This is a genomic window from uncultured Cardiobacterium sp. (assembly GCF_938028185.1).
In the GTDB taxonomy this organism is placed as follows: domain Bacteria; phylum Pseudomonadota; class Gammaproteobacteria; order Cardiobacteriales; family Cardiobacteriaceae; genus Cardiobacterium.
On sequence record NZ_CALJAH010000090.1, the window covers coordinates 1 to 14,275 of the forward strand.

At 59.4% G+C, this 14,275-nt stretch carries 12 protein-coding genes; 8 read left to right on the forward strand and 4 right to left on the reverse strand.

Annotated elements, in window-relative coordinates:
* The coding region (gene ettA / locus Q0349_RS02980) for an energy-dependent translational throttle protein EttA (RefSeq protein ID WP_298079391.1) at positions 1–1,280 on the reverse strand (1,280 nt) is incomplete at its 3' end.
* Positions 1,281–1,657: 377 nt separating this feature from the next.
* On the opposite strand from ettA, the gene Q0349_RS02985 reads away from it, so the two are divergent.
* Together Q0349_RS02985 and ubiA are read left to right on the forward strand one after the other, a co-directional pair.
* The gene (locus Q0349_RS02985; RefSeq protein ID WP_298079392.1) at positions 1,658–2,224 is read left to right on the forward strand and encodes a hypothetical protein; all 567 of its coding nucleotides are present in this window, start codon (positions 1,658–1,660) and stop codon (positions 2,222–2,224) included.
* 190 nt (positions 2,225–2,414) lie between these two features.
* Entirely contained in the window at positions 2,415–3,263 is an 849-nt protein-coding gene (gene ubiA / locus Q0349_RS02990; protein ID WP_298079393.1) for a 4-hydroxybenzoate octaprenyltransferase, read from the forward strand.
* Positions 3,264–3,309: 46 nt separating this feature from the next.
* Here the strand turns inward: ubiA and rimO are convergent, their stop codons facing one another.
* Both rimO and pbpC read right to left on the reverse strand, forming a co-directional pair.
* Positions 3,310–4,602 carry a 30S ribosomal protein S12 methylthiotransferase RimO gene (gene rimO / locus Q0349_RS02995; RefSeq protein ID WP_298079394.1) on the reverse strand — a complete coding sequence of 431 codons (1,293 nt, stop codon included), beginning with the start codon at positions 4,600–4,602 and terminating at the stop codon, positions 3,310–3,312.
* Between the two features lie 220 nt (positions 4,603–4,822).
* Positions 4,823–6,817 (reverse strand): penicillin-binding protein 1C, encoded by a 1,995-nt coding sequence (gene pbpC, locus Q0349_RS03000; protein WP_298079395.1) that lies wholly within the window; start codon positions 6,815–6,817, stop codon positions 4,823–4,825.
* Between the two features lie 18 nt (positions 6,818–6,835).
* Here pbpC and Q0349_RS03005 point away from each other — a divergent pair, with 18 nt between their 5' ends.
* Complete coding sequence (locus Q0349_RS03005) at positions 6,836–7,069, forward strand: hypothetical protein (protein ID WP_298079396.1); 234 nt, start codon at positions 6,836–6,838, stop codon at positions 7,067–7,069.
* A 136-nt stretch (positions 7,070–7,205) separates the two neighbouring features.
* Here Q0349_RS03005 and Q0349_RS03010 read toward each other — a convergent pair whose 3' ends face one another.
* Complete coding sequence (locus Q0349_RS03010) at positions 7,206–8,279, reverse strand: tetratricopeptide repeat protein (RefSeq protein ID WP_298079397.1); 1,074 nt, start codon at positions 8,277–8,279, stop codon at positions 7,206–7,208.
* 164 nt (positions 8,280–8,443) lie between these two features.
* Here Q0349_RS03010 and Q0349_RS03015 point away from each other — a divergent pair, with 164 nt between their 5' ends.
* The 5 genes from Q0349_RS03015 (at position 8,444) to Q0349_RS03035 (ending at position 14,061) form a co-directional block, all read left to right on the forward strand.
* Entirely contained in the window at positions 8,444–9,811 is a 1,368-nt protein-coding gene (locus tag Q0349_RS03015; RefSeq protein WP_298079398.1) for a chloride channel protein, read from the forward strand.
* A 198-nt stretch (positions 9,812–10,009) separates the two neighbouring features.
* Positions 10,010–11,167: an alpha-hydroxy acid oxidase gene (locus Q0349_RS03020; RefSeq protein ID WP_298079399.1), complete on the forward strand. Its 1,158-nt coding sequence runs from the start codon at positions 10,010–10,012 to the stop codon at positions 11,165–11,167.
* A gap of 47 nt (positions 11,168–11,214) precedes the next feature.
* Positions 11,215–12,840 (forward strand): L-lactate permease, encoded by a 1,626-nt coding sequence (locus tag Q0349_RS03025; RefSeq protein WP_298079400.1) that lies wholly within the window; start codon positions 11,215–11,217, stop codon positions 12,838–12,840.
* A gap of 68 nt (positions 12,841–12,908) precedes the next feature.
* The gene (locus tag Q0349_RS03030; protein ID WP_298079401.1) at positions 12,909–13,490 is read left to right on the forward strand and encodes a DNA glycosylase; all 582 of its coding nucleotides are present in this window, start codon (positions 12,909–12,911) and stop codon (positions 13,488–13,490) included.
* Positions 13,491–13,542: 52 nt separating this feature from the next.
* Entirely contained in the window at positions 13,543–14,061 is a 519-nt protein-coding gene (locus tag Q0349_RS03035; RefSeq protein WP_366916261.1) for a MarR family transcriptional regulator, read from the forward strand.
* Positions 14,062–14,275: the final 214 nt, after the last annotated feature.

The following is a 14,275-nucleotide window of genomic DNA, read 5'->3' on the forward strand; positions in this document are numbered from 1 at the left end:
TAGGCGCGGCTGGGGATGGTGTAGTTGCCGACGATGATGTTGTCGAGGCCGTCCGAGACTTCTTCCCACACGGTTTTGTTGGCGTCCAGCGCATCGCGCGATTGGTCAACGAAGGCGATTTGCACGGTGTCGCCGATTTCCACGCTGCCCGCGTCCGGCGTGTCTTTGCCGGCGAGGATGTTGAACAAGGTGGACTTGCCCGCGCCGTTCGGGCCGATGATGCCGAGGATGGCGCCGGTCGGCAGGTTGAAGTTGAGGTCTTCGTAGAGCGCTTTGTGCGCGTAGCCTTTGGCGAGGTGTTCGGCGATGATGACTTTGTCGCCGAGGCGCTCGCCCGGCGGGATGTAGATTTCTTGCGTTTCGGCGCGTTTTTGAAATTCTTTGCCGGAGAGTTCGTCAAAGCGGGCAAGGCGCGCCTTGTTTTTGCTGTGGCGACCTTTGGGGTTGTTGCGCACCCATTCGAGTTCTTGCTTGAGGGCGCGGCGGTGCGCGCTTTCTTGTTTTTCTTCCACGGCGAGGCGTTTTTCTTTTTGCTCCAGCCAGGAGGAGTAGTTGCCCTGGTAGGGGATGCCTTCGCCACGGTCAAGCTCAAGTATCCAGCCGGCGACGTTGTCGAGGAAGTAGCGGTCGTGGGTGACGGCGACGACGGTGCCGGGGAAGTCGTGCAGGTAGCGCTCCAGCCAGGCGATGGATTCGGCGTCGAGGTGGTTGGTCGGCTCGTCCAGGAGCAGCATATCGGGGTTGGAGAGCAGCAGGCGGCAGAGGGCGACGCGGCGTTTTTCCCCGCCCGACAGCGTCGAGATTTGTTGCTCCCACGGCGGCAGGCGCAGCGCGTCGGCGGCGATTTCCATGCGGCGCTCGTTGTCGTGGCCGCCGCCGGCAGCGAGTTTGTTTTCCAGCTCCGCCTGCTTGGCGGCCAGCGCGTCAAAGTCGGCATCGGGGTCGGCGTAGGCGGCGTACACCGCGTCCAGCTCCGCCTGCACGTCTTTCATGTCGCTCATCGCTTCTTCGACGACTTCGCGCACGGTTTTCTCCGGGTCAAGCTGCGGCTCCTGCGGCAGGTAGCCGATGCTGATGCCCGGCTGCGGCCGCGCTTCGCCCTGGATGTCGGTATCGACGCCTGCCATGATTTTCAGCAGGGTGGATTTGCCCGCGCCATTCAAGCCAAGGATGCCGATTTTCGCGCCGGGGAAGAAGGAAAGGGAGATGTCTTTGAGGATGAAGCGGCCGCCGGGGACGACTTTGCTCACCCGGTTCATGGTGAATACGTATTGGCTCATGTTTTTGCGTTGGTTACGAAGGGGGCGCTATTCTATGGGAATCTTTTTCCGGTGTCTTTGCTATGAAATGTTTGGCTTTTGTCCGTGACTGCGGCGGACTTGCCGGGTGCTGGTGTTTTACCGCAATCGCCGGATTCATTTACATACGCCTCGGTCGCTACTCTGGTATGTATATTTTTGTTTGGACGCCCGCAGGGTGAAGCCTGCAACAGGGCGGGTTGTATTGCAAACAGCCCTTGGGGCGTATCGTAATAAAATAAAATCAAGGCAGCCTGAAAACAGATGCAGCGGATTTGAGCAAAACCGTCCGCCTTTTTTCAGGCTGCTCCCCCATGAAGCGCCGCTTCGCCATTCCAATCCCAAATAAAGGATTTTCCATGAAACACATTATCCCCGCCCTGCTCCTTGCTGCCTCCGTCCCTGCTTTTGCTGCCGACCCGGCATCTGCCGCAGATGCGGCGCCCGTCGCCACCTACGCCGTCCCCACACCCGCCGGCTTTTCCTTTGCCGTCGAAACCCAAGTTCTTGCCGACGACTCCTATCAGGTGAAAATCACCGACCAGAAAACCGGCAAAGTGCAAATCATCGACGACATCATCGACTTCGGTCCGCTTAAAGAAAAAATCAGCGACCTGGTCAACATCCAGGACTACAACGGCGACGGCCACCCCGACATCGCCGTGCGTATCGTCGGCGCCTACACCCAGTCTGCCGACGATCTGTACCTCTTCAACCCCGCCACACGGCAGTTTAAAACACCGCCCGACGGACAAAACATCGCCATCGTCGGCAACGTTGAGGTCATCCGCAAGGGCTGCATTCGTGTCGAATACAAAAGCAGCATCATGGATTACGACGAGGAAGATTACTGCTGGAAAAACGGCGGCTGGGAGATGCTCCGCCTCAAAAACGCCAAACCGCACAAAAAGCCGAAAGGCAAATGATTGCAGGCAGCCTGAAAAAACCGATGCCGCATCATGACCGGGGCGCTTGTCCACAAGGCGCCCCGCAGTCTTTCCCGAACCACTGTGGGCAAAACGTGAATTGGCGTCTGCGGCCAGAAGCAGTGTCTCCTTTTTTGTGTTGGTAATGAAGGGCGCTATGCTATGGGAATCTTTTTCCGGTGTCTTTGCTATGAAATGTTTGGCTTTTGTCCGCCTGATGCGGCTGGATCGCCCGGTGGGCTCGTTGCTCCTCGCCTGGAGCAGTTTGTGGGGGCTGTGGCTGGCAGGTGCCGGACGGCCGCCCGCCTTCGTCACCGCCGTGATTTTGCTGGGAACGCTGACGATGCGCTCTGCCGGCTGCGTCTTCAACGACCTCGCCGACCGCAATTTTGACGGCCACGTTGAGCGCACCCGCAGCCGTCCGCTCGCCAGCGGCGCGGTTTCGATCGCGGAAGCGGTGGCGTTGGGCGTGTTTTTATTGGCGTTGAGCTTCGGCTTGGTGTGGCTGCTCAACTGGCAAAGCGTGCTGCTTGCCGTCGCCTGCGCGGTGGTAGCGCTCTTTTACCCGCTGTGCAAACGCTTTTTCCTCACGCCGCAATTGGTGCTGGGCGTGGCGTTCGCCAGCCCGATTCTGATGGCGCAGACGGCGATTTTGGGGCGGGTGACGCTTGCCGGTTTCTTGCTCTTTTTGGCAAGCGTCTTCTGGGCGCTGGTGTATGACACCTACTACGCGCTGGTGGACCGTGACGATGACCTGAAAATCGGCCTCCATTCCAGCGCCATTACCGCGCGCGGCTTCGAGCATCGCTTTCTCGCGACGATGGCGGGGACGGTCTTGGGCTTCCTCGTGCTGGCGGGACTGGCAGCGGGGCTGAACGGCTGGTACTACCTCGGCCTCGTCGGCGCCGCCGCGCTCTTTGCCTATGAACTGTGGGACACGCGCCACCTGGAGCGCGAGCGTTGCTTCCGCGCCTTCGTGCATAACAATTGGGTTGGCGCTGCGGTGCTGCTCGGTCTGGTGCTGGCGTTTTTGCCGTAGCCGGAAATATAGCCGTCCCGCAGGACGGCTTTTTTGTGCGCGGCGCTCAATAGACGTTGCCGTAGAGGTCGTGCGCGTCGCTGTCTTCGATTTCGACGTGGACGATTTCGCCCGGCTTGACGCCGTCAATGTTGCTGATGTGGACAACGCCATCGATTTCCGGTGCGTCGTAGGGCGTGCGCCCGGTGGCGGCGAGGTTGTCCGCATCCACCGCGTCTATTAGCACCGGCAGGACGCTGCCGATTTTGTCCGCAAGCAGGCGGGCGCTGACCGCCTCCTGCGCCGCCATGAAGCGTTGCCGCCGTTCTTCTTTAATGGCTTCGGGGATTTGGCCGGGCAAGTCATTCGCCGCCGCGCCTGCGACTGGCGAGTAGGCGAAGCAGCCGGCGCGGTTGATGTCCGCTGCTTCGATGAACGCCAGCAGTTCCTCAAAGTCGGCATCCGTCTCGCCGGGGAAGCCGACGATGAAGGTGCTGCGGATGGCGAGGTCGGGGCAAATCTCGCGCCAGCGGCGGATGCGCTCCAGCGTGCGTTCGCGGTTGCCGGGGCGGCGCATCGCCTTGAGGATGCGCGGGCTGGCGTGCTGCAAGGGAATGTCGAGGTAGGGCAGGATACCGCCGTCCGCCATCAGCGGGATGAGGTCATCGACGTCCGGGTAGGGATAGACGTAGTGCAGCCGCACCCAGGCGTCCAGTTTGCCTAGTTCGCGCGCGAGTTCGTGGATGCCGCGCGCGCCGAGGTCGGCGCCGTAGGCGGAGGTGTCCTGCGAGACGACGAGCAGCTCTTTCACCCCCAGTTTGACCAGGTTTTGCGCCTCTTTCAGCACCGCTTCCGCCGGGCGGCTGACGAGGCGGCCGCGCAGGTCGGGGATGATGCAAAAGGTGCAATGGTGGTCGCAGCCTTCGGCGATTTTCAGGTAGGCGTAGTGGCGCGGTGTCAGCTTCAGCCCGGCGGGCGGGATGAGGTCGAGGTAGGGGTTGTGCGCCGGTTTCGGCAGGTGTTCGTGTACCGCGCCCATCACCGATTCGTAGGCCTGCGGCCCGGTGATGGCAAGCACGTCCGGGCAATGGCGGCGGATGATTTCCGGTTTGACGCCGAGGCAGCCGGTGACGATGACTTTGCCGTTCTGGCGGATGGCTTCGCTGATGGTGTTGAGCGATTCGGCGACGGCTTCGTTGATAAAGCCGCAGGTATTGACGATGACGAGATCGGCGTCGTCGTAGCGGTCGGTGATGGTGTAGCCGTCGGCGCTGATTTGGGTGAGGATGCGCTCGGAATCGACCAGCGCTTTCGGGCAGCCGAGGCTGATGAAGCCGACGGCGGGTTGGGATGTGCTCATGATGATGTTTTGGTTATTTTGGGGGCGGCGATTGTAGCGCAGTTTTCAGACACCTTTGCCGCGAGCAAGGCGTAGGTCGGGCATGAATGGTCGACCTGCGGCTATGACTACAGAACATCGGCAGTTGTATCGTGGGTACTACCCCCACCCCAGCTTTCTCGCACTTCGCGCGAGCTGTTCCAGTCCCCCACGGGGGGAGGGGGTAGAGCGACGGCAGGCGCTAAGGTGCCGGTTGCAGGCGCACCGTCGCGGCGGGGCGCTCTGGCGGGGTTTCGAGGCGGAGTTGGACGCGCGCGTGGTTGCCGTTCTGGTCGCTGACGTCGAGGGTGTAGTCGCCGTCGCCAGGCGGTTGCCACAGGGTTTGCGGGCTGTGGGTTTGCCGCAGCAGTTGGCGGTTGGCAAGCCAGGTGTAGGGCGGCACACCGCCGTCGGTTTGCAGGGTGATGGCTTGGCCGCGGTTCTGGATGGTGGCGCCGCTGGTGGGCGCGGTGATGCGCAGGCCGGGAGCGGGTGGCGCGGCGACGGTGTTTTCGCGGGTCTCCCACGCCGGTTGCGGCGCGGTGTAATGGCGCGGCGGGTTCGGCAGGATGGCGGTGATTTGTCGCATGATGGGGATGAGGGCTTCGGCGCTGGCGCGCTGGTCGTTGTAGCCGCCGTCGGCGCGGCCGCCCCAGAGCAGTACGGTGTGCTCGCGGGTGTAGGCGATGACCCAGAGGTCGCGCCAGCCGTAGGCGGTGCCGGTTTTGAGGGCGACGGGTTCGGCGCCGTGTTTGAGGACGCCGCCGCTGTCGCCGATTTTTTGCAGGATTTGGCTGGTTTGCAGGCAGGCGCGCTGGCTGGCGAGCGGCGCGGGCTGCTCCGGGCGGTAGGTGCAGTTGGCGAGCTGGCGGTAGAGGTCGGCCAGTTCGGTGGCGCGGATGCCGACGCCGCCCAGGGCTATGGTGAGGTTCGGCGGGCTGTTGTGCAGGATGGTGAGGTGCAGGCCGTGTTGTTCGAGCCAGGTGGCGAAGGTGTCCGGCCCGATGCGCTCCAACAGGCGCACCGCCGGGGTGTTGCGCGAGCGTTGCAGGGCTTCGGCGAGGGTGATGCGGCCGAGGTATTTTTGGTCGTAGTTGTCGGGGTTGTAGCCGCCTGCGAGCGGGGTGTCGTCGATGGGGGTGTGCGGGTGCAGGCGGTAGTGGTCGAATGCGTAGAGGGTGATGTAGGGTTTCAGGGTGCTGCCGGGTGAGCGGATGGCGGTGAGGAGGTTGTTCGCGCCGAGGCGGGTTTTGTCGTGGTAGTCGGCGCTGCCGAGGTAGGCACGGGTTTCGCCGCTGGCGTTGTCGAGGATGAGCGCGGCGAGGTTGCTGCGCGGCGGGCGGCTTGGCAGGGCGGCGGCAAGGATGGTTTCCAGCCGGGTTTGTTGGTCGCGGTCGAGGGTGGTCGCGCTCTCGCCACGGCTGCGCGCAAGGGCGGCGTAATGCGGTGCGTGTTGCGGGAAGGGGTGCGGCGCGGGCGCGAGCGGCTCGTGGCTGGCGTTGTGGTGGGTCTCGGCGTCGATGAGGTTTTTTTGCAGGGCGCGGTCGAGGACGCGGTTGCGCGCGGCGCGGGCGCGGTCGGGGTCGGCGAGGCGGTTCGGGTTTTGTGGCAGGGCGATGAGCCAGGCGGTTTCGCCGATGGAGAGTTCTGCCGGGGTTTTGCCGAAGTGGTGCCAGGCTCCGGCGGTGATGCCTTCGATGTTGCCGCCCATCGGCGCAAGGCTGGCGTAGCAGTTGAGGATGGCCGCCTTGTCGTAGTGGTATTCGAGCTGGAGTGCGCGCAGGGTCTGGCGGATTTTGCCGGACAGGGTATGCGGGGTGCGGTAGATGAGGCGCGCCGCCTGCATGGTGAGGGTGGATGCGCCGCTGCGGATGCCGCCGCCGCGCAGGTTTTCGCCAAGCGCGCGGATGACGGCGACGGGGTCGATGCCGTGGTGCTGGTAGTAGCGGCGGTCTTCGTAGTTGAGCAGCAGCGCGGTGTAGCTCACGGGCAGGGCGCCGGGCGGCAGGCGGCGTTTGCCGTCGGCGGTGAGCCAGGTGTGTAGCATTTGTCCGTGGCGGTCATAGACGGTGGGCGCGTAGTCGGTGCAGAGGGCGAGGTCGGGCGGGTAGGCGAGGTCAAGGCGTTTGAGGGTGAGTGCGCCGAGGCCGCCAAGGAGGCAGAGGGCGAGGGTTATGTGGTATATGGTCTTTTTCATTTGTGTTGGAGGTGCGTGATGAAGTTTTTGTGGTTTGTGTTGTTGGTCATCGGGGTGTGGCTGTGGCGCGACTGGCAACGGGTGCAGCGGCTGCGCGCGCGGATGGCGCGGCGCGAGGCGGCGGAAGCGGCGTTTGAGCGGCTGGTGTTCGCGCTGGAATGCCAACGCGCCAACGGCGAGATTGATGAAATGCAGTTCCGCGTGCTGCGCGATGAGGCGTTCCGTCGGTTGCAGGAGGCGGTGGCGGAGTGAGTGATAAAGGTGTTGGGCTGCCCTTGGGTTTTAGTAATGCAGGTGAGGCGAAGCGGTAGCCCAATATTTTATTTGTTGGGTTACGCTTGTGCTTCGCCAAGCCAACCTGCGGTCGCTACATTTTTAGCGAGAAAGGTCAATTTTGCAGTTCTCTCAATGTTTGCACGAGAAATTCTAGCGTAACTTCGTCAATACCATTTTTCTTTGCCTCTTGCCATTTTGCAGCTTTTGCAAGATCTACCGGGATATCACCCATTCCGGGAACATTTTGAGCGCCATGAGAGTAGATTTGAATTAGCATTTCCATTGCATCTCTGTCTCCTTGTGTCGCTGCTTTTTCCATGTAGGAAAAACTTTTTTTTGCGTCCAAAGAAACACCAAGGCTTGAGCCTTCTTTGACGTATTCTTCGGAGAGTTCGGAAGATGCTTGAGCACTACCCAAGTTACTGGATTTTTCCAGATAAGTAAGCGCCTTTTCCGCATCTTTGTTATATCCATTCTCTCCTTTTCTATAGTCTTGTGCGATATAGAAGCAGCTGCGCGAATGTCCTGCATTACAGGCTTTTTCATACCATTCTCTGGATTTGCCAATATTTTTGGCAAATCCACCTCCCGCTGTTGCGTAATAAAGCCCAACTTCTCCCATCGCAGCAGCAGAAATTTTCTTTTGCTTGGATGCTTTTTCATTCCATTGACGAGCCTGTTCCAAATCTTTGCTTGTATCTTCGCCGTACTCGTGGAGTTTTGCAATGGCTATCATCGCGTCTGCGCTGCCGTTAGCAGCAGCCTGCTCATACCATTTGCGCGCTTCGTCATATTTATCCTGTCCTTTTGCTAAATCACCCAAGAATACTTGAGCAACAGGCTCATCCTGTGCTGCAGCCTTTTCTAGCCAGTCAGTCTCATTGTCTTTTTCAGATGAAATGACGCCAAAAGAATAAAGTAACCCAAGTGCTGTACGCGCTTTGGCATGGCTTTGTTGAGCCGCCTTTTCATACCACTCGGCAGCCGTTTTGAAATTCTGCTTGAAGCCGTGGCCGAGGGCGTACATTTGTCCTAACTGGAATTGTGCTTCGGCGTCGCCCGCTTCCGCTTTCGGTTGCCAGCGTTTCATTTCTTCGATGTAGTTGGGCGCGTCTTCCGCCAGTACAGGGGCGACGGGCGCGGCGAGGGCGAGCGCGAAAGCAAGCAGGGTGGCGTGGATTTTCATCGGTGTTCTCCGTAGTTGTCGGGGTGTGCCGGGATTGGCTGTCGGATCGGTGAAAATTATAGTGTTTCTGCCCGGATAGGGCGACATTCGCCCGCCGGAACCGCCCCCCGCCCGCGCATTCCCCGGTACAATTCGCGCCCTGTTATCCATTACCCGCCACCACCATGATTTTCAACCTCTCCGCGCGCAGCGCCCGGCTGCGCCATTTCATCCACAAGAAACTGCGCCAGTCCTCGCGCATCTCGCGCAAAACGCTGGAGCTCTCCTGCCTGCTCGTTGGCGCGACGCTGGTCGCCCTCGCCTCGCTCACCTTCGCCGCCTTTGCCGATTATGCGCTCGACAAGAACCACCTCTGGGCGACTGCCTGGCCGCTGGCGCCGTGGTTTATCCTGCCGCCGGGGATGGCGCTGCTCGCCTGGTTTACCAAAAAGCACGCGCCTTATGTGGCGGGCAGCGGCATTCCGCAGGTCATCGCCGCACTCAGCCTGCCCTACGGCGCGAACAAGCAGCGTCTCATCGCCTGGCCGCATACCTTGTGGAAAATCCCGCTGACCTTTCTCGCCATGCTGATTGGCGCTTCGGTCGGGCGCGAAGGGCCGTCGGTACAGGTCGGCGCGGCGGTGATGCTCGCCTGGGGCGAATATTGTCGCCGCCACCGCCTTGCCTTCAGCGGCTTGAGCAGCAACGAGCTGATTGCCACCGGCGCGGCAGGCGGTCTCGCCGCCGCCTTCAACGCGCCACTGGCCGGGATTATTTTCGCCATTGAGGAGCTGGGACGCGGCCTGCATCTGCGCTGGGAACGCCGTCTGCTGCTCGGCGTGCTGGCGTCGGGCTTCATCCTCGTCGCCATCAAGGGCAACAACCCCTATTTCCCGCAATACGTCGGCGCGACCACCCTGCCGCACATGATTCTCTGGGTGGCGCTGTGCGGCGTGGTCTGCGGTATCGCGGGCGGCATTTTCGCCCGCCTGCTTGCCAAGGGCGCGCTTGGCTACGCCCCCGCGTTTTTGCGCGGCTGGTTGGTGCGCCATCCGCTGATATTCGCCGCGCTGCTCGGCGTTATCCTTGCCGCCATCGGCCAGCACACCCACGGTCAGACTTACGGCACCGGTTATCAGGCGGTGGCACAAGCCCTGGACGGCGAAGTGCTGCAACCGCACCATTTCGGCATCGCCAAACTGCTGGCGACGGTGGCAACTTACTGGAGCGGCATCGCCGGCGGCATTTTCACGCCATCGCTGACCACCGGCGCAGGCATCGGCAGCGGGCTGTGGGTGCTGACCGGTGGCGTCGCCGACCACAACCTGCTGGTGCTGCTCTGCACCGCCGCCTTCCTCGCAGGCGCGACACAATCGCCCGTCACCGCCAGCGTCATCGTCATGGAAATGACTGGCAGCCAGCCGCTGCTCATCTGGCTGATGACCGCCTGCCTCATTGCCACGCCGGTATCCAGACAAATCCAGCCCAAGCCGTTTTACCACGCCGCCGCTTCCCGCTTCCGCCAGCGGGTGCAGGCGGAGACGGGCGGCTAGCCGCACCAACCCGTTCTCTACGCCCATAACCGCCCCGCTTGCGCTGCATCAAGGCGCGCCGGGCGGTCGTTATGCAAGATATATTGTCGCCTGCAATGATAATCTGCGCGAATCAAGTTTCGACTTAACCGCGCGTACCGGATTTCGCGCGGCGAAACGCCAATTTGGCGGTATTTTTTCAAATTGCCCGGAGGATTTATGGCTCGTGATTTGAGCAAGATGACCAATATTGAAGATTTGCGCCGCGTTGCCCGGCGCAAAGTGCCGAAGATGTTTTTTGATTACGTGCGTTCCGGCTCGTGGACGGAAAGCACGCTGCATCACAATACCCGTGATTTTGACCCGATCAAATTCCGTCAGCGCGTGCTGGTTGATATGACCAACCGCACTTTGGAAACGACGATGATTGGCGAGACGGTAAAAATGCCGGTCGCCATTGCCCCGACCGGATTTACCGGAATGATGTATGCCGATGGCGAAATTCTTGCAGCCAAAGCGGCGGAAAAATTCGGCGTGCCGTTTTCACTTTCCACCATGTCCATTTGCTCAATTGAAGACGTGGCCGCCAATACCAGCAAGCCGTTTTGGTTCCAGCTTTATGTGATGCGCGACCGCGAATTTATGGAAGACCTCATCAAGCGGGCGAAAGCGGCGAATTGCTCGGCGCTGATTCTCACCGCCGATTTGCAAGTACTCGGCCAGCGCCACCGCGACATTAAAAACGGCCTGTCCGCGCCGCCGAAACCGACATTGCTCAATATGCTTGATTTGGCCTTGCGCCCGCAATGGTGCTGGCATATGTTGCACACCAAACGCCGCACCTTCGGCAATATCGTCGGCCATGCAAAAAACGTTTCCGATTTGTCCTCGCTTTCTTCCTGGACGAGCGAACAATTTGACCCGCGTTTAAGCTGGGACGATGTCGCCCGTATTAAAGACCTGTGGGGCGGCAAACTCATTATCAAGGGTATTATGACCAGCGAAGACGCGGAGAAAGCGGCACAATCCGGTGCAGATGCGCTAATCATTTCCAACCACGGCGGCCGTCAGCTGGATGGCGCGCTTTCCACCATTAAAGTCCTGCCGGAGATTGTTTCTGCGGTTGGCAGCCAGATTGAAGTATGGCTCGACAGCGGTATCGTCAGCGGTCAGGACATTCTGAAATGTATGGCGCTCGGCGCGAAAGGTACGATGATTGGCAAGGCATTCCTTTACGGCCTCGGTGCCTATGGCGAAGATGGCGTGCGCCGTTGTCTGGAAATCCTCTATAACGAGATGGACACGACGATGGCATTCTGCGGCCATACCGATATTAAAAAAGTCGGCAAAGAAATTCTTGTTCCCGGCACATTCTGATTTTTTGCGGGCGGCATGGCTGCCCGCTTTTTTTAAGAGGTATTTTTATGGAAGCATTGAACCAACAGCTCCCGCTTATTTTGAGTATTTTCCCGGTCATTCTGCTGATTTGGCTGATGGTAAAGAAAAACAGCGTGCCGTCTTATATCGCCTTGCCCGGCGTCGCCTTTTTCATTTACCTGTTGCAGTTGTTCTATTTCAAAAATGATTTTATGACGCTCAATGCCAATGCGGCGGCGGGCGTGGTTGCCACCCTGACGCCGATTACCGTTATCTTTGGCGCGATATTCTTTAACCGGATGATGGAAGCGACCGGCTGCATTGGCATCATCCGCCAATGGCTGGGCAATATCAACCCGAATCCGGTGGCGCAATTGATGATTATCGGCTGGGCCTTTGCCTTCATGATTGAAGGAGCGAGCGGTTTCGGCACCCCTGCGGCAATTGCCGCGCCGATTCTCGTCGGCCTCGGTTTCAAGCCGATGCAGGTTGCCGTTTTTGCGCTGATTATGAACTCGGTACCGGTATCCTTTGGCGCGGTCGGCACGCCGACCTGGTTCGGCTTTGGCGAGCTGAAGAAAAGCGGCATTCTCAATGACGAAGATATTCTCGCCATCGGCAAAGAAACCGGGCTGATTCATTTCGTCGCCGGTTTTATCATTCCGGTATTGGCGCTGCGCTTTATTACCACCTGGGCGGAGATTCGCAAAAACATCGGCTTCATTTATTTGAGCGTGCTGGCCTGTACCGTGCCGTATTTATTGCTGGCGCAAGTCAATTACGAATTTCCGTCGCTGGTCGGTGGCGGTATTGGTTTGCTGCTTTCCGTCTTTCTTGCCGACAAGGGCATCGGTCTCGCCAAAATGGATAGTGGCAATACGCATACGCCACTTTCTGCCGGGCAGGTCTTAAAAGCATTGGCGCCACTCGGTATGCTGATGCTGATTCTGATCGTTACCCGCATCCAGCAACTTGGTATCAAGGGGCTGCTCAATGACACGACGCCGCTGTTTTCCCTCCATCTCGGCATTGTCGAATTTGAAGTAAGCCGCGCGCTGATTTTGAGCTTTAACAATATCTTCGGGCAGGGTGTTTCCGAGAGTTACAAGACGCTCTATGTCCCCGCCTTTATTCCCTTCGTCATTACCGTCTGGCTGTCGCTCTTTTGCTTCCGTGTCAGTTTCCGCGACAGCTTCAAAGTGTATTACACCACGCTGGGGCAAACCATCAAGCCGCTATTGGCACTCTTTGGCGCACTGGTGATGGTGAAATTCATGATGGTCGGCGGCGAGCATTCAATGGTGAAAGTCATCGGCAACAGCTTTGCCCAGATTGCCGGTACCAATTGGGCGTATTTTGCCTCTTACCTCGGTGCCATTGGCGCATTCTTCTCCGGCTCGAATACGGTTTCCAATTTGACCTTTGGCAGCATTCAGCACAGCATTGCCACCCAGGTGCATTTGCCGACCGATACGGTGCTTGCCCTGCAATCGGTGGGCGGCGCAATGGGCAATATGGTCTGCATCAACAATATTATTGCGGTGTGTTCGGTGCTGGACGTGCAGAACCAGGAAGGCGCGATTATCAAGAAGACCGCCATTCCGATGTTTGTTTACGGCATTATTGCCGCGATCATGGCCGCCATTTTTATGGCCTTCAAGACTGCCGCGTAATTTTTCTTTTTATTCAAAACGCCCCCTTGCGGGGCGTTTCCTTTATAACAAGGCCGATACCATTCCCCATGAATATTGAAACCCATCCCTTTCCGCCGCATTTGCCGCCCGAAGCGACGGTGATGATGAGCGGCAGTTTCCCGCCGACGGCGGAAAAACGCAGCATGGCATTCCATTACCCCAATTATCAGAACGATATGTGGCGCGTTTATGGCACTATTTTTTATAACGACCCCAAGCACTTTGAAATCGCGGGCGAAAAGCGCTTCGATGCCGAGCGCATCCGCGCCTTTCTCACCGCGCGCGGCATCGCCATCTGCCCCAGCGTGCGCCGCGCCATCCGCGAAAAAGGCAACGCCGCCGACGCCCATCTGCGCATCATCGAAACCCTCGACCTGCCTGCCATCGTGCGCGAGCTGCCCCGGCTGCGCCACATTTTTACCACCGGCGGCAAGGCGACTGAAGTGCTGCTCGGCTTCACCGGCGACGCCAAAGCGATGCTGAAAACCGGGCAAACCCTCGAATTTCAACTGGACGGGCGCGCACTCAGCCTCACCCGCCTGCCATCCACCTCGCGCGCCTACCCGCTCAAACTGGAGCAGAAAATCGCCGCCTACCGCGCTTTTTTCCAGCGCTGCAACCTCGTTTGAGTCGAAAATTTCTGTATTGACAGAAATATCGAACCATCCTAAACTCGCCGTCATGAAACTGAACCCGACTACCGAAAAATTCGTCCTCCACTGGGGCGAGATGGGCGCCAAATGGGGCGTGAACCGCACCGTGGCGCAAATCCACGCGCTGCTCTACCTCTTGGGGCGGCCGATGAATGCCGACGAAATCGTCGAAACCCTCGGCGTCGCCCGCTCCAATGTCAGCACCAGCATCAAGGAGCTGCAAAGCTGGCAGCTGGTGCAGACCGTTCACATCATGGGCGACCGCCGCGACCATTTTGCGACCTCCGAAGATGTGTGGACGCTGTTCCGCACCATCGTCGCCGAACGGCAGCGCCGCGAAATCGAGCCGACGGTGCAATTTTTGCAGACGTTGATGGAAAGCCCGGAATTTGCGCAGGAAAATGAATCCGCGCGCGCGCGGATTAAGGAGACGCATGAATTTGTCAGCACGCTCACCAGTTGGGCGAACGAGGTGCTGCGCCTGCCGGTCGGTGTGATGAAAAAGGTGCTGAAACTGGGCGCGGGGATTCAGAAATTGCTGCATTAGGGGTGTTTGCAATTTGAAAAATCCCCCTCGCCCTGCAGGGCGAAGCCCGCAGCGGGTGGGGTCCGTGCGTAGGGTGTGTGGCGGCGTAGCCGACACGCACGCGGGAATTTGATATTGGCAAACGCGTGCGTGCCTGCGGTACACACCCTACAAACTAATTGATGTAGCTCACAAAATCGTCGCCACGCAACCGCATTGGCTTGGGCGTGTTTAC

What these genes read in the sequence shown, in the direction of transcription:
- Q0349_RS02985 (WP_298079392.1), top strand. Translation starts at nt 1,658, where the DNA reads ATGAAACACATTATCCCCGCCCTGCTCCTTGCTGCCTCCGTCCCTGCT.
- ubiA (WP_298079393.1), top strand. Translation starts at nt 2,415, where the DNA reads ATGAAATGTTTGGCTTTTGTCCGCCTGATGCGGCTGGATCGCCCGGTG.
- rimO (WP_298079394.1), bottom strand. Translation starts at nt 4,602, where the DNA reads ATGAGCACATCCCAACCCGCCGTCGGCTTCATCAGCCTCGGCTGCCCG.
- pbpC (WP_298079395.1), bottom strand. Translation starts at nt 6,817, where the DNA reads ATGAAAAAGACCATATACCACATAACCCTCGCCCTCTGCCTCCTTGGC.
- Q0349_RS03005 (WP_298079396.1), top strand. Translation starts at nt 6,836, where the DNA reads ATGAAGTTTTTGTGGTTTGTGTTGTTGGTCATCGGGGTGTGGCTGTGG.
- Q0349_RS03010 (WP_298079397.1), bottom strand. Translation starts at nt 8,279, where the DNA reads ATGAAAATCCACGCCACCCTGCTTGCTTTCGCGCTCGCCCTCGCCGCG.
- Q0349_RS03015 (WP_298079398.1), top strand. Translation starts at nt 8,444, where the DNA reads ATGATTTTCAACCTCTCCGCGCGCAGCGCCCGGCTGCGCCATTTCATC.
- Q0349_RS03020 (WP_298079399.1), top strand. Translation starts at nt 10,010, where the DNA reads ATGGCTCGTGATTTGAGCAAGATGACCAATATTGAAGATTTGCGCCGC.
- Q0349_RS03025 (WP_298079400.1), top strand. Translation starts at nt 11,215, where the DNA reads ATGGAAGCATTGAACCAACAGCTCCCGCTTATTTTGAGTATTTTCCCG.
- Q0349_RS03030 (WP_298079401.1), top strand. Translation starts at nt 12,909, where the DNA reads ATGAATATTGAAACCCATCCCTTTCCGCCGCATTTGCCGCCCGAAGCG.
- Q0349_RS03035 (WP_366916261.1), top strand. Translation starts at nt 13,543, where the DNA reads ATGAAACTGAACCCGACTACCGAAAAATTCGTCCTCCACTGGGGCGAG.